We start from the raw sequence: 17887 nt of genomic DNA on the forward strand, positions 1-17887 counted from the left end.
GGTGTGTCCGGGCGGCGTTGTCCGCCGAAGCGCTGACACCGAGTTTCATCACCCAACAGAAAGGCGTGAGCGCGTGCACGCGATCGGGATCGACATCGGCGGGACCAAGATCGCAGGCGCTCTCGTCGACGAGTCGGGCACGATCGTCTCGCAGCTGCGCACGCCGACGCCCGACGGCGACTCCGACGCCCTCAAGTCGATCGTCGTCGACATGATCAACGAGCTCGCCGACGGCACCGACGCCGTGGCGGCGGGCGTGGCGGCCCCCGGATTCATCGACGCCACCCAGTCGATCGTCTACTACACGCCGAACGTGCCCTGGCGCCACGAGCCGCTGCGCACCGCGCTCGAGTCGCGCGTCGGCGTGCCGGTCATCATCGAGAACGACGCCAACGCGGCCGGCTGGGCCGAGTTCCGCTTCGGCGCCGGCCGGCTCAGCACCGACATGGTGATGCTCACCATCGGCACTGGCGTCGGCGGCGCCGTGGTCTCCGATGCGACCCTGTTCCGCGGCGGGTTCGGCGCGGGCGCCGAGCTCGGCCACATGCGCATCGTCCCGAACGGCCTGCCCTGCGGGTGCGGCGCCAACGGGTGCATCGAGCAGTACGGCTCGGGTCGCGCGCTGCAGCGGTACGCGAACACCCTGGCGGATGCCGGGGGCATCGGCCAGCGCCTGGCGGACGTGCGCTCCAAGAGCGGCGGCCACCTGCACGGCAAGGACATCTCGGCGCTCGCGCTCGAGGACGACCCCGGCGCCCTGCAGGCCTTCCGGCAGCTCGGCGACTGGCTCGGCCAGGCCTGCGCCAGCCTGGACGCGATCCTCGACCCGCAGGTGTTCGTCTTCGGCGGCGGCGTCGCCCAGGTCGGCGACCGCCTGCTCGCGCCCATCCGCCAGGCGTTCCTCTCCACCCTGCCCGCCCGGGGCTACCACCCCGAGCCCGAGTTCGTCATCGCCGAACTCGTCAACGACGCCGGCGTCGTCGGCGCCGCCGATCTGGCCCGCGTGCACGCGGCCGCGATCTGAGCTGCGGGCATCAGCGCGAGGCATCCGATGAACCTCTTCTTCTGGCTTCTGAAATACGTGTTCCTCGGCCCGCTCCTCAAAGCGATCTGGCGGCCGTGGATCATCGGCGCCGAGAACATCCCGAAGGAGGGACCGGCGATCCTGGCCAGCAACCACCTGTCCTTCTTCGACTCGATCTTCCTGCCGCTGATGACCGAGCGGCGGGTGTCGTTCCTCGCCAAGAGCGAGTACTTCACGGGGCGCGGGCTCAAGGGCTGGGCGACCCGCCTGTTCATGCTCGGCACGGGCCAGCTGCCCATCGACCGCTCCGGCGGGAAGGCGTCGGAGGCGTCCCTCAACGCCGGCCTACGGGTGCTCGCCGACGGGGATCTGCTCGGCATCTACCCGGAGGGCACGCGCAGCCCCGACGGCACCCTCTACCGGGGGCGCACCGGCATCGCCCGCATGGTGCTCGAGGCCAACGTGCCGGTGATCCCGGTCGCGATGATCGGCACGACCCAGCTCATGCCGATGGGGGCGAAGCTGCCGCGCATCCGCCGCGTCGGCATCGTCGTCGGGAAGCCGCTGGACTTCTCCCGCTTCTCCGGGCTCGAGGGCGACCGCTTCATCCTGCGCTCGGTCACCGACGAGATCGTCTACGAGCTGATGCGGCTGTCGGGGCAGCGCTACGACGACGTGTACGCGAGCACGGTCAAGGCCACCCGCCCGAGCCTCAACCGCTAGGCTGGGAGGTCATGACCTCCGTCGCCGAGAGCTCCGTCGCCGCGCCAGACCCCTTCGTGCTCGCGGGCCTCGACCACTGGCGCACCCTGCCGATCAAGCAGCAGCCCCAGTGGCCCGATCCGGAGGCCGCGCAGGCCGCGAGCAATGAGCTGGCGACGCTGCCGCCGCTGGTGTTCGCCGGCGAGGTCGACCAGCTGCGCGAGCGGCTCGCGGCGGCCGCCGCCGGGCAGGCGTTCCTGCTGCAGGGCGGCGACTGCGCCGAGACGTTCGCCGGGGCCACCGCCGACCAGATCCGCAACCGGGTGAAGACCGTGCTGCAGATGGCCGTCGTGCTCACCTACGGGGCCTCGATGCCCGTCATCAAGATGGGCCGCATGGCCGGGCAGTTCGCCAAGCCGCGCTCCAGCGACACCGAGACCCGCGGCGGCGTGACGCTGCCGGCCTACCGGGGCGACATCGTCAACGGGTACGACTTCACCCCCGAGTCCCGCCGCGCCGACCCGGCCCGGCTCGTGAAGGGGTACCACACTGCCGCCTCGACGCTGAACCTGATCCGCGCCTTCACGCAGGGCGGCTTCGCCGACCTGCGCCAGGTGCACAGCTGGAACAAGGGCTTCGCCGAGAACCCCGCCAACGCGCGCTACGAGGGGATGGCGCGCGAGATCGACCGCGCCATCAAGTTCATGGAGGCCTGCGGCGCGAACTTCGACGAGATCCGGGGCGTCGAGTTCTACGCGAGCCACGAGGCGCTGCTGATGGACTACGAGCGGCCGATGACGCGCATCGACTCGCGCACCGGCACGCCCTACGACGTCTCCGGCCACTTCCTCTGGATCGGCGAGCGCACCCGCGACATCGACGGCGCCCACGTCGACTTCCTCTCCCGGGTGCGCAACCCGATCGGCGTGAAGCTCGGGCCGTCGACGACGCCCGACGAGGTCTTCGCGCTCATCGAGAAGCTCGACCCGCACCGGGAACCGGGCCGGCTCACCTTCATCACCCGCATGGGCGCAGGCCGCATCCGCGACGCGCTGCCGCCGCTGCTCGAGGCCGTCAAGCAGTCCGACGCGAACCCGCTGTGGGTGACCGACCCCATGCACGGCAACGGCATCACGACGCCGACCGGATACAAGACCCGCCGCTTCGACGACGTCGTCGACGAGGTGAAGGGGTTCTTCGAGGCGCATCGCGCGGCGGGCACGCACCCCGGCGGCATCCACGTCGAGCTCACCGGCGACGACGTCACCGAGTGCCTCGGCGGCAGCGAGATGATCGACGAGGCGACGCTCGCGACGCGCTACGAGTCGCTGTGCGACCCGCGGCTGAACCACATGCAGTCGCTCGAGCTCGCGTTCCTCGTCGCCGAGGAGCTGACCGCGGCGTCGCGGCGCCGCTGAGGCATCCGCTCGCTAGCCCGCATCCGGGTCGTGGAACTCGAGTTCCACCTTGATCTTCGTGCCCTTGCGCTGCTTCGTGTTGGCGCCGGGAGTGATCTTCGTCACCGTGAAGCTGCTCGCATACGAGTCGGTCGGAACGAGGCCGAACGGCCCGCCCGACTTGGGGTAGTCGAGTGTGAACTGCCCGTCGGCGCTCTGCAGTTCCTTCTTCGCCTTGTCCCAGGTCTCGCCGACCACGTCGGGCACCGCGAACAGCTGCGGACCCTCCGAGACGTCGAGCAGGATCGTGTCGCCTGGCCGCACCGGGCCGCTGGGGTCGGCGGGCGTCTGGGCGATCACGGACCCCTTGGGCACGGTGTCGTCGTAGCGGGCCTGGCCCTGGCCGTCGTGCAGGCCGACGGCCGCGAGCTTCTTCTGCGCCTCCGCGAGCGGCAGGCCCGTCACGTCGGGGACCGGCCCGCTGGAGACCACGAGGTTCACCGTCTCGCACTCGGCGTAGGTGCCGCCGTTCGTGATGTCGGAGTTGTTGTCGCCGGCCCGCGTCGCCGAGATCACCGCGTCCTTCGGGACCTGCGCGTTGAACTGCGTGTCGATGGTCGTGCCGACCAGCGACTTCGCCTTCTTGATCGCGGCGCGGGCATCGCTCACGCTGAGCCCGCCGAGCTTCGGGATCCGGTTCGGCTTGTGGCCGCGCGAGACGTCGATCGTCACCTTGGCGCCCTTGTGCAGCGCCGTGCCCGCACTCGGATGCGAGGCGGTGACGGTGCCCTCGGATGCGGCGCAGCTGTAGACGGGGTTCTTCGCCACGACGAACTCGGCGTCCTTCAGCTTGTGCACCGCCTGCGTCGCGTTCTGGTCCACGACCGCGGGCACCGCGACGAGCGCCCCGGGCCCCGAGCCGAAGTACCACCCGGTTCCCGCCGCCGCACCGGCGAGCAGCAGCACCAGGGCGAACAGCCACCAGCCCCGGCCGCGCCGGTTGCGGCTGACGGTCGCGAGCTTCGAGACGGCGTCGGTCGCGGTCGCTTCGCTGCGCACCTGCGTGGCCGGCCCGCTCAGCTGCGTCGTGAGCAGCGCGTCGGGCGAGATCACCGTGGTGTCGCGGGCATCGGATGCGGCGGGCGCGATCACCATCGTCGCGTCCAGCCCCGCATCGGCGCCGATCCCGGCGTGCACGGCGCGCTCGACCTCGTACAGCCGCTCGAGCAGCTCGCGGGCGTCGGCGGGCCGCTTCTCGGGGTCGCGGTTCGTCGCCCACAGCACCAGCTCGTCGAGTTGCGGCGGCACGAGCGGGTTCTTGATGCTCGGCCGCGGAACGGTGTCGTTGGCGTGCTGGTAGGCGATCTGCATCGGCTGCTCGCCCTGGAACGGCTGCTCGCCGGTGAGCATCTCGTAGAGCATGATGCCGACGGCGTAGATGTCGCTGCGGGTGTCGGCGATGCCGCGCGTGACGAGCTCGGGGGAGAGGTACGCGATCGTGCCGAGCAGCGCCTGGCCGGTGCCGGTGGCGGCGGTGGCGGCGCGGGCGAGACCGAAGTCCCCGAGCTTGATGCGGCCGTCGTCGGCCAGCATGACGTTCTCGGGCTTCAGGTCGCGGTGCACGATGCCGGCCTTGTGGGCGGCGGCGAGGCCGGACAGCACCGACTCCATGATGTCGATCGCCTGCTCGGGGGTGAGCTTGCCGTAGTCGCGCAGCAGGTCGCGCAGGGTGATCCCGGGCAGGTACTCCATGACCAGATAGGCCATGTCGTCGTCCTGGCCCTGGTCGAACACGTTCACCACGTTCGGGTGGGCGAGCCGGGCGGCGGAGCGGGCCTCCTGCACGAAGCGCGTCTTGAAGTTCGTGTCGTCGGCGAGGTGACTGTGCATCACCTTGAGCGCCACGCGGCGCTCGAGACGCAGGTCGGTGGCCAGGTAGACGGTCGCCATTCCGCCGCGGGCGATCCGCGAGCGCACCTGGTATCGGCCGTCGATGAGACGGCCGAGCAGGGGGTCGGTCTGGCTCGCGTTGGGCACGCGACGAGTCTAGGTAGCGATGTCTCCCGCAGGCCGCCCGACACGTGGGAATACCGTGAACACCGCATAGCCCACTCATGGCACGATTGCCCCGTGGCAGAACCGTCTTCAGACCGCACCTGGCTGACCATGCCCGAGCTCGTCGAGCGCCTCGGGCTGACCCCCTCGCGCATCCGTCGGCTCATCGAAGACCGCCAGCTGCTCGCCGTCAAGGTCGACGGCGTGCTGCGCGTCCCGGAGGACTTCCTCTCCGGCGATCAGCCGCTGCCCGAGTTGCGCGGCACGCTGATCGTGCTGGGCGACGCGGGGTTCACCGACGACGAGGCGATGGAGTGGCTGCTGGAACCCGAGGAGAGCCTCGGCGTCGCCCCGATCGACGCCCTGCGCTCCGGCAGGAAGACCGAGGTCAGGCGCGTCGCGCAGGCGCTCGGCTAGCGGGTCGGGGGCGATCGGATGCCGCATCCGATCGGCTCACGCCTCGCGGTCGGTGACCCGGTGCGTCAGGCGGCGCAGGGCCGCCACGGACGTCTCGTCCAGATCGGACTCGTCGAGGGCCGCGTTGGCGCGGTCGACGTTGCGGGCGATCATGCGCTCCACCTCGTCGACCGCGCCGGAGTCGCGGATCGCCCCCTGCAGCATGAGCACCTGCTCGGCGGTGAGCTCGGGATCGCCCAGCAGCTCGTCGACGGCTCGCCGCACCGAGGCGGGAACCCGGGCGCGGGCGAGCGCGATGAGCACGGTGCGCTTGCCCTCGCGCAGGTCGTCGCCGCTCGGCTTGCCCGTGACCGACGCGTCTCCGAAGACGCCGAGCAGGTCGTCGCGCAGCTGGAAGGCGATGCCGAGCGGCAGGCCGAAGCCGCTCAGCGTCTCCAGCTGGCCCTCCCGGGCGCCCGCGATCGCCGCGCCGATCAGCAGCGGCGCCTCGATGGAGTACTTCGCCGACTTGAAGACGATGACGCGCTCGGCGGCGGCCAGCAGCTCCTGCTCGTCGCGGTCCACCCACGCGTTCTCCTCGAGCACGTCGAGATACTGGCCGGCGGTGACGTCGGTGCGCATGGTGTTGAACTGCCGGCGGGCAGCGCGGGCGCGCGCCGGCGCGCCCGACTCGGCCAGGGACTCGTCGAGCAGCTCGTCGCTCCACCCGAGCAGAAGGTCGCCGAGCAGGATCGCCGCGCTCTGCCCGAAGGCGTCGGGGTCGCCCGCCCAGCGGCCGGCGGTGTGCAGTTGCGCGAAGCGGCGGTGGGCGCTGGCCGCCCCGCGGCGGGTGTCGGAACGGTCGATGACGTCGTCGTGCACGAGGGCGGCGGCGTGGAAGATCTCCAGCGCGCTCGCGACGCCGACGACGACGTCGAGCTCGCGCTGCGTGATGGGCTCGTCACGGACCGCTGCGACCGCCCGCCACCCCCAGTGGCAGAACTGGGCCCGGAACCGCTTGCCACCGCTGAGAAACTGCCGCGAGAAGTCGACCAGGGACGTTACGTCGACGCCGACGCTGGAGACAATGGAGGCACGGTCATCGAGGAACCGGTCGATCCTGGCTTGGACGAGATCCACCAGTTTCACGCTGTCCGCCACAAACCCAGCGTACCGGCCTAGCCGGGAGGCCAGGCCGCGATTACACTTGGGCGACACCAGCACGCATCGCAGCTGTGAGAAGAGGGGATCGGGATGCCGCTTTCGGAACACGAGCAGCGTCTCCTCGACGAGATGGAGCGCAACCTCTACCAGAACGATGCGGACTTCGTGGCCAATATCAGTTCGGCGCCGCGACAGAAGCCGGCGTACCGGTCCATCGTGCTGGGCGTGCTCGTCGCCGTGGTCGGCGTCGCCGCGCTGATCACCGGGGTGTTCGTGCAGATCCCGATCGTCGGCATCCTCGGCTTCGTCGTCATGTTCGCCGGCGTGCTGCTGGCCATCACCCCCGGTCGCGGCCGCGGCGCCGCGAAGATGTTCCAGCCCGCCGAGGATGCGCCGAAGGACCGCGGCGCCAAGCCCGACTTCATGGACCGCCTCGGCGAGAGGTGGGACAAGCGCCAGGACGGCGAGCACTAGCCTTTCCGGACCATCAGGCCGACCCTTCGGGGTCGGCCTTTTTTGTTTGCCCGAGCACCGCCCTCCGTCGGCCCTGTTCCTCCACCGTCCTCCACTGCCCGACTTCCGCGTCATCTCGCGGAAGTCGGGCGGCTCGATGTACCCAAAACGGGTTCTGAGTGCTTGATTGTGGAGGAGAGTGGAGTATCGTGGGGGCAATTGGTCAGGCGAGCTCGGGGAAGGGAGGCGCCGCATGTTCCTCGGCACCTACGCCCCCAAGCTCGACGACAAAGGGCGCGTCATCCTGCCGGCGAAGTTCCGCGCCGAACTCGCCGGCGGCGTCGTGCTCACCCGTGGCCAGGAGCGGTGCATCTACGTGTTCAGCCGGGAGGAGTTCCAGGCGATGCACGAGAAGATCCGCCAGGCCCCGGTGACCAGCAAGCAGGCCCGCGACTACCTGCGCGTGTTCCTCTCCGGCGCGAGCGACGAGGAACCCGACACGCAGAACCGCATCACGATCCCGCCGGCGCTGCGCGCCTACGCGGGGCTCGAGAAGGAGCTCGCCGTGATCGGCGCGGGAAGCCGCGCCGAGATCTGGGACGCGAAGGCCTGGGAGGCGTACCTCGCCGAGCAGGAGTCCGCGTTCGCCGACACCGCCGAGGAGGTGATCCCCGGGCTGTTCTAGCCCGCAGGCCCCGACTCCCAGCCATCCGCTGCCGTGACCGACTTCCCCGCGGCCACGTCAGGATGGATGGGGATCAGGACCGGCGGCAGGCCCTTTTCCGCCATGAACGCATCCGAACTGCACATCCCCGTCATGCTCGAGCGCTGCCTCGAGCTGCTCGCCCCGGCCATCGGCCGCCCGGGCGCCGTGGTCGTGGACGGCACGCTCGGCCTCGGCGGCCACGCCGAGGCCATGCTCGAGCGGTTCCCCGAGCTGACGCTCGTCGGCCTCGACCGCGATGCGGAGGCCCTGCGCCTCGCGGGGGAGCGCCTCGCCCGCTTCGCGGACCGGGTGCACCTCGTGCACACCACCTACGACGGCATCGACCGGGCCATCGCCGAGCTCGGCATCGCCGCCGTCGACGGAGCGCTCTACGACCTCGGCGTCAGCTCGATGCAGCTCGATCTGCCCGAGCGGGGCTTCTCCTACGCCAAGGACGCGCCGCTCGACATGCGCATGGACCCGACCCAGGAGCTGACGGCGGCGCGCATCGTCGCGGAGTACTCCGAACGCGAGCTCGCCCGCATCTTCCGCGAGTACGGCGAGGAGAAGCTGGCGCAGCGCTACGCGCAGCGCATCGTGCGCGACCGCGCGACGCATCCGATCACCCGCACCGGCGAGCTGGTCGACCTGCTGCAGGCCGCCACCCCCGCCGCGCTGAGCCGACAGGGCCACCCGGCCAAGCGCGTCTTCCAGGCGCTGCGCATCGAGGTCAATCAGGAGCTGGCCGTGCTCGAGCGGGCCATCCCGCGCGCGATCGACGCGCTGAAGCTCGGCGGGCGGCTCGTGGTGATGTCGTACCAGTCCCTCGAGGACCGCATCGTCAAGAGGATCTTCCAGGCCCGGTCGAGGTCGACCGCGCCGGCCGGGCTGCCCGTCGAGCTGCCCGAGCACCGCCCGGAGCTCACGCTGCTGACGCGCGGCGCCGAGCTCGCGGGCGAGGAGGAGAAGGCCAGGAACCCGCGCAGCGCACCCGTGCGCCTGCGCGCCGTGGAACGAGTGAGGGAGGCGGCATGAGCATGAACACGACCGCGGTCATCGCCGAGGGCAACCCGTGGGTCTCGGACCTGCCGCAGCCGCGCCCCGAGGAACGCCGCAGGGGCCTGCTCGCTCCCGTCGAGACGCCCGTCGGCCGCAGGCAGCGGCCCAAGCTGTTCTACGGCGCGGTCGCCGTCGGCACGGTGCTGCTGATCGTCGCGGCGCAGCTCGTGCTGAGCATCCTCGTCTCGAACGGCGCATACCGCGTCAGCTCGCTGCAGGCGGAGCAGAAGCAGCTCAGCCGCGACTACCAGGCCGCGAGCGAGGCGGCGCAGAAGCTGTCCAGCCCGCAGAACCTCGCGGCCAACGCGGCCGCGCTCGGCATGGTCTCCGGCGGGTCGCCGGTGTACCTGCGCCTCTCCGACGGCAAGGTGATCGGCGAGCCCGCCCCGACCTCGACCACCGCGCCCGACAAGAAGCAGCTCGTGCCGAACCAGCTGCTCACGGGCGTGCCGCTCGTGACCCAGAAGGGCGAGAAGCCGTCGCAGGCGGTGACGGATGCCGCGACGCCGAGCGCCTCGAAGACCGAGGCCTCCCAGCAGACTCCCGGCAAGAAGTCCACGACACCGGCCGCGAAATCGAAGACCGAGTCGACCGGCCCCGTAGCGTGGGACGGGCCGCTGCCGTCGCCCGACACCCACTGAGCGTCTCGCGGCCCGGCCGGTCGGAGAGAGGGAAGGCGTAGCAGTGAAGATCAGACGGTCGATGAGACGGCGCACCTCGTTCGCCTTCGTCGTCGTGCTCGCCATCGTGGCGAGCCTGGTCTACAAGCTCGTCGACATCCAGGTCGTCGACGCCAAGGCGCTCGACGCCGAGGCGGCCGCCCACCGCGGCACGGTGATCACGACGTACGGCGCTCGCGGGGAGATCGTCGCCGCCGACGGCACGGTGCTCGCCGGCAGCGTGCTGCGCTACGACTTCATCGCCTCGCCGAAGGACGCCTCGACCTTCGAGCGCACCTCGAAGAGCGGGAAGTCCGAGAAGGTGACGCGGGCCGAGGCCCTCAAGGAGCTCGCCGCGATCACCGGCGACAGCGCGGCCGGCTACGAGAAGCAGATCAAGGCGGCGCTCAAGGAGAACCCCGACTCGCAGTACGCGCCGCTCGTGAAGAGCGTCGACGTGCCCACCTACGAGAAGATCCAGGCCCTCGACATCCCCTGGCTGGCCCCGGTCAGCCACCCCGCACGCACCTACCCCGACGGCGCCGTGGCCGGCAACGTGGTCGGGTACGTGAACTCGGACGGCGAGGGCGCGGAGGGGCTGGAGCAGAAGTACCAGCAGTGCCTCGCGGGCGAGGACGGCGAGGAGACCTACCAGCGCAGCGAGGACGGCGTGCCCATCCCCGGAAGCACCAAGGTGACCAAGGCGGCCAAGCAGGGCGGCACGCTCGTGACCACGCTCGACGCCGATCTCACCTGGTTCCTCGACCAGAACCTGGCCGAGACGGTCAAGGACCTCGGCGCGCAGTTCGGCCAGATCTCGGTCGTCGACGTGAAGACGGGCGAGATCAAGGCCGCGGCCCAGTACCCGTCGGTGGACCCGAACAACGTCGACGGGGTGCCGGCGGAGTACCGCAGCACGGCCATGCTGTTCTCCAACATGTACGAGCCCGGCTCGACCTTCAAGGCGCTGTCGGCGGCGGCGATGATCGACACCGGCTACGCCACGCCGAACTCGCACGTGGTCGTCCCCTACGAGTTCACCACCCCGAACGGCGCGAAGATCTACGACGCCGAGTACCACGCGACGGAGAACATGACGCTCACCGGCGTACTGATGAACTCGTCCAACGTGGGCATGTCTCTGCTCGGCCAGAACATGTCCGACGAGGTGCGCTACGAGTACTACAAGAAGTTCGGCATCGGCACGCCCACGGCCGTGGACTTCCCCGCCGAGCAGTCGGGAATCCTCGCGAAGCCGAGCAGCTGGGACGATCTGACGAAGTACACGACCCTGTTCGGCCAGGGCGTCTCCGCGACCCAGGCGCAGATGCTGCAGGCGTACCAGGCGCTCGCGAACGGCGGGGTGAAGGTTCCGCTGTCGATCGTCAAGGGCTGCAAGCTGAGCGACGGCACCATGATCGACGTGCCGAAGAAGACCTCGACGCGGGTGGTCAAGGCGTCGACCTCCAAGACCGTGCTCGACATGTTGGAGTCGGTCGTGCAGCAGGGCGAGAACTCCTCCGTGCTGAAGACGCCCGGGTACCGCATCGCGGCGAAGACGGGAACCGCCCAGGAGCCCAATGAGAACGGTGTGGGGTACAAGGAGGGCGTGTACTACGTCTCCGTGATGGGCGTCGCGCCGGTCGACGACCCTCAGTACCTCGTGTCGGTCAACATCGGCTACCCGACTAAGATCAAGATGTCGTCCGCGGCAGCACCGCTGTTCCACACCGTGATGAGCCAGGTGCTTAAGACCTATCGGGTGGCCCCGTCGAAGAGCGCCCCGTCCATGCTGTCGCCCTACTTCTGATTCTGATACCCGAATGATCGAATTGACCCTGACCGAGATCGCCCAGGCGGTGTCGGGAACCCTACTCCTGGACGGCTCGGCGGCCACGGCCGACACGGTTGTCTCCGGCCTGTCCTACACCGACTCGCGAGAGGTGCGGCCCGGCGGCATCTTCTTCGCCAAGCGCGGCGAGGCGACCGACGGTCACCTCTACGCTCCGCAGGCCGTGCAGAACGGCGCCGCGCTGCTCGTGGTCGAGCGCCCGCTTCCGGAGCTCGCGGCCACCCCGCAGCTCGTCGTGGCCGACACCGTCGCCGCGCTCGGGGCGCTCGCCACCGAGGTGGTCGCCCGCGTGCACGCGCGCGGCGCCCTGAAGGTGGTCGGCATCACGGGGTCGAACGGGAAGACCACCACCAAGAACCTGCTGCGCAGCATCCTCGAGCGGGTCGGCGAGACCGTCGCGCCCCGCGAGTCCTTCAACAACGAGGTCGGCGCCCCGATCACGATGCTCGAGGTGACGGATACCACGCGCTTCCTCGTCTCGGAGATGGGTGCCGCGCACATGGGAGACATCGCGCGCCTCGTGAAGATGGCCCGGCCCGACATCGGCGTCGTGCTGAAGGTCGGGCTCGCCCACGCGGGGGAGTACGGCGGGATCGAGTACACCGCCCGCGCCAAGAGCGAGATGGTCACCGATCTGCCGGCCGACGGGCTCGCCGTGCTCAACATCGACGACCCGCGCGTGGCGGCCATGGCCGAGAAGACCACGGCCGGCCAGGTGCTCTGGTTCGGACTCGGCGAGGGGGCGCAGGTCACGGCCCGCGACATCGAGGTCGGCGCCGAGGGGACCTCGTTCACGCTCGTGCTGCCGGGGAACGCATCCGCTCGCGTCGCCTTCAAGGTGATCGGCGAACACCACGTGATGAACGCGCTGGCCGCGGCATCCGTCGCCCACGCCCTCGGCGTGGACCTGGACGACATCCTGGCGGGCCTGCAGGCCGTCAGCCGCGCCGAGCGCTGGCGCATGGAGGTGCTCGGCGGCCGTGACGGCATCACCGTGATCAATGACGCGTACAACGCGAGCCCCGACTCCATGGCGGCGGCCCTGCGCACCCTCGCGAAGATCAAGAAGCCGGGCCACCGGGCGATCGCCGTGCTGGGCGAGATGGCCGAGCTGGGGGAGCTGTCGGGCCCCGAGCACGACAAGGTCGGCCTCGACGTCGTGGTGCTCGGCATCGACCGGCTCGTCGTGGTCGGCCCGGGCGCGCGGCGCATGCATGTCTCGGCCATGCGCGAGGGCACCTTCTTCTCCGATGAGTCGCAGTATGTGGAGACGGCCGACGAGGCGTACGACCTCGTGATGGCCATGGCCGAGCCGGGGGACACGATCCTCGTGAAGAGCTCCAAGGTCGCCGGATTGCGGTTCTTGGGCGACCGACTGGGAGAATCCTTCTCGTGAGAACACTGCTGACCGCCGGCGGGCTGGCCCTGGCCTTCTCCCTCTTCCTCACGCCGCTCTTCGTGCGGTTGTTCCGCCGCCTCGAGCTCGGCCAGTTCATCCGGGATGACGGTCCGCAGTCGCACCACGCCAAGCGCGGCACGCCCACCATGGGCGGGATCGTCATCTTCCTCGCCACCCTGTTCGGCTTCTTCGTCTCCGCGCTGCTGAACGGCGGGGACGGCATCTCCGCGCCGTCGCTGCTCGTGCTGTTCATGATGGTCGGAATGGGCATCGTCGGGTTCGTCGACGACTTCCTCAAGGTGCGCAACCAGCGCTCGCTCGGCCTGGGCGGCTGGGCGAAGATCGCCGGCCAGGTGATCGTCGCCACCGTGTTCGGCATCCTCGCGATCCAGTTCCCGAACCGCGAGGGGTACACCCCGGCGTCGCTCGCCATCTCGGCCATCCGCGACGTGCCGGCGCTCGACATCGGCAAGCTGGCGCTCATCGTGCCGGCCGTCGGCATCGTGCTCTACCTGATCTGGATCAACTTCCTCGCCGCGGCGACCACGAACGGGGTCAACCTCACCGACGGCCTCGACGGCCTCGCCGGCGGCGCCTCGATCCTCGCGATCGGCTCCTACGTCCTGATCGGCTTCTGGCAGTTCAACCAGTCCTGCTTCAGCGAGACGCTCGACAGCGACAACCTCGCCGCGTGCTACCCGACGCAGGACCCGCTGTCACTCGCGATCGTGGCCGCGGCCATCTGCGGCGCGCTCGTCGGCTTCCTGTGGTGGAACACCAACCCGGCGAAGATCATGATGGGCGACACCGGGTCGCTCGGCCTCGGCGGGGCCCTCTGCGCCCTGGCCGTGCTCACGCACACCGAGCTGCTGCTCGTGCTGATCGGCGGCCTGTTCGTCATGGAAGCGGGATCCGTGATCATCCAGCGCGCCTACTTCAAGGCGACCCACGGCAAGCGGATCTTCCTGATGACGCCGATCCACCACACCTTCGAGCTGATGAACTGGCCGGAGGTCACCATCGTGGTGCGGTTCTGGATCATCGCCGGGCTGCTGGTCGCCGCCGGCATCGGCACCTTCTACCTCGAGTGGCTGAGCAAGAGCGCCTGATGGGGCGGCACGTGCGCGAACCCGACCTCGCCGCCCTGACCAGCTGGTACGCCGCGGGCTGGAAGGGGCTCAAGGTCGCCGTGTTCGGCCTCGGCAAGACCGGCTTCTCGGTGGCCGACACGCTCGTCGAGCTCGGCAGCGAGGTGCTGGTCGTCACCCAGCAGGCCGACGAGGAGCGCAGCAGGCTGCTCGAGGTGATCGGCGCCGAGCTGGTCGTCGACGAGACGCTCGCCGAGGCCCCCGCGCGCCTGCTCGAGTTCGAGCCCGACCTCGTGGTCGCGAACCCCGGCTTCCCGCCCAGCCACCCGATCCTGCGCTGGGCGCAGCAGGCGGGACTGCCGGTGTGGGGCGACATCGAACTCGCGTGGCGTCTGCGCGACAAGGTGGCGAACGCGAAGAGCGGTGGCCCGGCCGACTGGATCCTCATCACCGGCACCAACGGGAAGACCACCACGACCCGGCTCACCGCCACCTTCCTCGCCGCGGCCGGCCTACGGGCCGCGCCCGCCGGCAACATCGGCGTCCCAGTGCTCGACGCGATCCGCGACCCGCAGGGCTTCGACGTGCTCGTCGTGGAGCTGTCGAGCCACCAGCTGCACCACGTGAACCGGCACCCGGGCGGCGAGCTGCGCCCGTGGGCGAGCGTCTGCCTCAACATCGCCGAGGACCACCTCGAGTGGCACGGCTCGTTCGACGCCTACCGCGCCGCCAAGGCTCGCGTGTACGACAACACCCGGGTGGCGTGCGTCTACAACAAGGCCGACGACGAGACGCTGCACATGGTCGAGGAGGCCGACGTCGAGGAGGGCGCCCGCGCGATCGGCTTCGGCCTCGGCGTGCCCGGCCCGAGCGACTTCGGGATCATCGACGGCATCCTCGTCGACCGGGCCTTCCTCGACGAGCGGCGCACGAGCGCGCTCGAGCTGACCACCGTCGCCGAGCTCGCCGACGCCGGGCTCGCCGCCCCGCACCTCGTCGCGAACGTCCTCGCGGCCGCCGCGCTCGCGCGCTCCTACGGCGTGGAGACCGGCGTGATCCACGACGCGCTGAAGACCTTCCGGCTCGACTCCCACCGCATCGAACTCGTCGCCACGAGCGACGGCGTCGCCTGGGTCGACGACTCCAAGGCGACCAACCCGCACGCAGCGGATGCGTCGCTGAGGGCCTACCCGTCGGTGGTCTGGGTCGCCGGCGGACTGCTCAAGGGCGTCGAGGTCGACGAGCTCGTCGCCGCCCACGCGGGCCGGCTCCGGGCGGCCATCCTGATCGGACGCGACCGCGAGCGGCTGCGGCAGGCCTTCGCCGCCCACGCGCCGGGCGTGACGGTGTTCGAGGTCGACGCTCCCGACGCCGAGGTGATGCCGGCCGTCGTGCGCTACGCCGCGTCGGTCGCGCAGGACGGCGACACCGTGCTGCTCGCACCCGCCGCCGCGTCGATGGACCAGTTCGCCGACTACGCCGAGCGGGGCCGGCGCTTCGCCGACGCCGTGCGCGCGCACCTGTCGATCGACTCGTGAGGGGCGCCGACGGCGTGCCGGGCGCCGGGCCGCGGCATCCGTTTGTGAGGATGGCCGGGTGACGACCGAGGCGAACCGCGAGCAGTCAGCGCATCCGTACGCGGACGGCGCCGAACGTGCGCGCGCCGCGATGCACTCGGCGCGCATCTCGCTGGGCCGGGCGTTCGAGGCCGAGTCGTCGAACTACTTCCTGCTGCTCGGGCTCACCCTGTTCATGGTCTGCTTCGGCCTGCTCATGGTGCTCTCGTCGTCCTACGTGCATGCGCACGCGGACGGCTCGAGCTTCCTCTCCAACTTCCTCTCCCAGGGCTCGTACGCGCTGATCGGCGTGCCGCTGATGCTCTTCGTCTCGCGGATCCCGCAGCGGTTCTGGGAGCGCTGGGCGTGGATCGGGCTCGTCGCCACGAGCGCGCTGCAACTGCTCGTCGTCTTCACCCCCCTGGGCTACGGCATCAACAACAACGTCAACTGGCTCCGGCTCGGCCCGGTCATGTTCCAGCCGTCCGAGCTGATCAAGATCGCGCTCGTGATCTGGCTCGGCATGTTCCTCGCCAAGAAAGAGGCGCGGCTGAAGGAGTTCCGCTTCGCGCTGCTGCCGGCGCTCATCGTCGCGCTGGTCCCGCTCGCGCTGGTGATGAAGGGAGAGGACCTCGGCACGGTCATGATCATGGGCCTGCTGATCATGGGCGCGCTGTTCTTCGCGGGAATCCCGGTCTGGCAGCTGCTGGTCGTCGGGGCCGTGGCGGGCGCGGGCGCGTTCGCGCTCGCCTTCTCCTCGCAGAACCGCGTGCACCGCATCATGGCGTTCCTGCACCCCGACGCGGCCGACCCGAACGGAACCGGCTACCAGGTGCTGCAGGGCAAGTGGGGAATGGCCAACGGCGGCATCTTCGGCGTCGGCCTCGGCAACTCGCAGTCGAAGTGGAACTGGCTGCCCGCCTCCTCCACCGACTTCATCTTCGCCATCACGGCCGAGGAGCTCGGGCTGATCGGCGCGGTACTCGTGCTGCTGCTGTTCGTCGCGCTGGCCTTCGTGCTGATGCGCATCGTGCGGGCGGCGCCCACGACCTTCGCCCGCGTCGTCACCGGCGGCGTGCTCGTCTGGCTCATCGGCCAGGCGATGGTCAACGTGGCGGTCGTGCTCGGCCTGTTCCCCGTGCTCGGGGTGCCGTTGCCGCTCATCTCCTCGGGCGGCACGGCGCTCATCTCGACGCTCGCCGCGCTCGGCATCGTGCTCTCCTTCGCCCGTCAGGAGCGCTCAGCGGCCCGCGCTAGCCTCAAGCGGTGACCACCTACCTGCTCGCCGGCGGAGGCACCGCCGGCCACGTCAACCCGCTGCTGGCCACCGCGGACAAGCTCCGCGAAACCCACTCCGACGCGCAGGCGCTGGTGCTCGGCACCGCCGAGGGCCTCGAGGCGCGGCTCGTGCCGCAGCGCGGCTACGAACTGCTGACGGTCCCGAAGCTGCCCTTCCCGCGCCGGCCGAACCTTGCGGCGCTGCGCTTCCCCGCCGCCTGGAGCGCCTCGGTGAAGCGGGTGGAGGAGATGATCCGCGAGCGGGGCGTCGATGTCGTCGTCGGCTTCGGCGGCTACGCATCCGCCCCCGCCTATCAGGCGGCCCGCCGCACCGGCACGCCGCTCGTGCTGCACGAGGCGAACGCGATGCCGGGCCTGGCCAACCGGCTCGGGGCCCGCTTCACCCGGTACGTCGGCGTCGCGTTCCACAACACCCGCCTGCCGCACGCCCGCTTCGTCGGCATGCCGCTGCGCGCCGAGATCGAGACGCTCAACCGCCACGAGGTGCGCGTGCACGCCCGCAACGCCTTCGACCTCGACGAGCGCCCCGTGCTGCTCGTCACCGGCGGATCGCTCGGCGCCCGGCGCATCAACCGCACCATGCTCGCCGCGGCCCGGGCCGTGCTCGACGCCGGGTACCAGGTGCTGCACATCCAGGGCAACGCGCACGAGTTCGACGACCCGGGACTGCCCGGTTACCACCTCATCGACTACTGCGACGACATGCATCAGGCCCTCGCCGCGGCCGACTTCGTCGTGAGCCGCGCCGGCGCCGCGACCGTCAGCGAGCTGACCGCGCTGGGGCTGCCCGCCGTCTATGTGCCCTACCCGGTCGGCAACGGCGAGCAGCGCTTCAACGCCGCCGACGTGGTGAAGGCCGGCGGCGGCCTGCTGGTGGACGACGCCCGGTTCACCGACGACTGGGTGCGCACGCAGCTGGTGCCGCTGCTGGTCGACGAGGGGCGCTGCATGATCATGGCGGATGCCGCGGCCTCCGTCGGCGTGCGCGACGGCGCCGCCCGCCTCGTCGCCCTGATCGACGAGGCGCGGGAAGGGCGTGCCTGACCGGATCATCCAGCACCGGCGGCGATACTGGACC

Annotated in this window: 16 protein-coding genes; 14 read left to right on the forward strand and 2 right to left on the reverse strand. The window is 70.5% G+C overall.

All coding sequences use genetic code 11. The features are described from left to right. The first annotated feature begins 73 nt into the window (after positions 1-73). The 3 genes from H563_RS0100270 to H563_RS0100280 are packed head-to-tail and all read left to right on the forward strand — an operon-like array spanning position 74 to position 3144. Positions 74-1024 (forward strand): ROK family glucokinase, encoded by a 951-nt coding sequence (locus H563_RS0100270; protein WP_022880623.1) that lies wholly within the window; start codon positions 74-76, stop codon positions 1022-1024. A gap of 27 nt (positions 1025-1051) precedes the next feature. Beyond that, on the forward strand, positions 1052-1747 hold the full coding sequence (locus H563_RS0100275; protein ID WP_022880624.1) for a lysophospholipid acyltransferase family protein: 696 nt from the start codon (positions 1052-1054) through the stop codon (positions 1745-1747). Between the two features lie 11 nt (positions 1748-1758). After that, positions 1759-3144, forward strand: a complete 1386-nt coding sequence (locus H563_RS0100280; protein ID WP_022880625.1) for a class II 3-deoxy-7-phosphoheptulonate synthase — start codon at positions 1759-1761, stop codon at positions 3142-3144. Positions 3145-3156: 12 nt separating this feature from the next. Here the strand turns inward: H563_RS0100280 and pknB are convergent, their stop codons facing one another. Then, entirely contained in the window at positions 3157-5160 is a 2004-nt protein-coding gene (gene pknB, locus H563_RS0100285) for a Stk1 family PASTA domain-containing Ser/Thr kinase (protein ID WP_022880626.1), read from the reverse strand. A 93-nt stretch (positions 5161-5253) separates the two neighbouring features. On the opposite strand from pknB, the gene H563_RS0100290 reads away from it, so the two are divergent. Continuing rightward, positions 5254-5595: an Rv2175c family DNA-binding protein gene (locus H563_RS0100290; RefSeq protein WP_022880627.1), complete on the forward strand. Its 342-nt coding sequence runs from the start codon at positions 5254-5256 to the stop codon at positions 5593-5595. Positions 5596-5631: 36 nt separating this feature from the next. Here H563_RS0100290 and H563_RS0100295 read toward each other — a convergent pair whose 3' ends face one another. Beyond that, a complete protein-coding gene (locus H563_RS0100295; protein ID WP_022880628.1) occupies positions 5632-6735 on the reverse strand; it encodes a polyprenyl synthetase family protein in 1104 nt (367 codons plus the stop codon). 93 nt (positions 6736-6828) lie between these two features. Here H563_RS0100295 and H563_RS0100300 point away from each other — a divergent pair, with 93 nt between their 5' ends. From H563_RS0100300 to H563_RS0100350, 10 genes are all read left to right on the forward strand, one after another. Next, positions 6829-7212: a DUF3040 domain-containing protein gene (locus tag H563_RS0100300; RefSeq protein WP_022880629.1), complete on the forward strand. Its 384-nt coding sequence runs from the start codon at positions 6829-6831 to the stop codon at positions 7210-7212. A gap of 232 nt (positions 7213-7444) precedes the next feature. Next, a complete protein-coding gene (gene mraZ / locus H563_RS0100305; protein WP_022880630.1) occupies positions 7445-7876 on the forward strand; it encodes a division/cell wall cluster transcriptional repressor MraZ in 432 nt (143 codons plus the stop codon). Positions 7877-7978: 102 nt separating this feature from the next. After that, on the forward strand, positions 7979-8932 hold the full coding sequence (gene rsmH / locus H563_RS0100315; RefSeq protein WP_022880632.1) for a 16S rRNA (cytosine(1402)-N(4))-methyltransferase RsmH: 954 nt from the start codon (positions 7979-7981) through the stop codon (positions 8930-8932). Beyond that, a complete protein-coding gene (locus H563_RS14290) occupies positions 8929-9597 on the forward strand; it encodes a hypothetical protein (RefSeq protein ID WP_022880633.1) in 669 nt (222 codons plus the stop codon). The genes rsmH and H563_RS14290 overlap by 4 nt, the downstream gene beginning before the upstream one ends. 43 nt (positions 9598-9640) lie before the next feature. Further along, positions 9641-11425: a peptidoglycan D,D-transpeptidase FtsI family protein gene (locus H563_RS0100325; RefSeq protein WP_022880634.1), complete on the forward strand. Its 1785-nt coding sequence runs from the start codon at positions 9641-9643 to the stop codon at positions 11423-11425. A gap of 13 nt (positions 11426-11438) precedes the next feature. Further along, positions 11439-12863 carry a UDP-N-acetylmuramoyl-tripeptide--D-alanyl-D-alanine ligase gene (locus tag H563_RS0100330; protein ID WP_022880635.1) on the forward strand — a complete coding sequence of 475 codons (1425 nt, stop codon included), beginning with the start codon at positions 11439-11441 and terminating at the stop codon, positions 12861-12863. Continuing rightward, complete coding sequence (gene mraY, locus H563_RS0100335; RefSeq protein ID WP_022880636.1) at positions 12860-13975, forward strand: phospho-N-acetylmuramoyl-pentapeptide-transferase; 1116 nt, start codon at positions 12860-12862, stop codon at positions 13973-13975. The genes H563_RS0100330 and mraY overlap by 4 nt, the downstream gene beginning before the upstream one ends. Next, positions 13975-15492 (forward strand): UDP-N-acetylmuramoyl-L-alanine--D-glutamate ligase, encoded by a 1518-nt coding sequence (murD, locus tag H563_RS14295; protein WP_022880637.1) that lies wholly within the window; start codon positions 13975-13977, stop codon positions 15490-15492. The genes mraY and murD overlap by 1 nt, the downstream gene beginning before the upstream one ends. Before the next feature lie 58 nt (positions 15493-15550). Beyond that, positions 15551-16780: a putative lipid II flippase FtsW gene (ftsW, locus tag H563_RS14300; protein WP_022880638.1), complete on the forward strand. Its 1230-nt coding sequence runs from the start codon at positions 15551-15553 to the stop codon at positions 16778-16780. Continuing rightward, entirely contained in the window at positions 16777-17853 is a 1077-nt protein-coding gene (locus tag H563_RS0100350) for a UDP-N-acetylglucosamine--N-acetylmuramyl-(pentapeptide) pyrophosphoryl-undecaprenol N-acetylglucosamine transferase (RefSeq protein ID WP_022880639.1), read from the forward strand. Before ftsW ends, H563_RS0100350 begins: the two co-directional genes overlap by 4 nt. The last annotated feature ends 34 nt before the right edge of the window (positions 17854-17887 follow it).

Source organism: Gryllotalpicola ginsengisoli DSM 22003, assembly GCF_000419445.1.
Taxonomy (GTDB): Bacteria; Actinomycetota; Actinomycetes; order Actinomycetales; family Microbacteriaceae; genus Gryllotalpicola; species Gryllotalpicola ginsengisoli.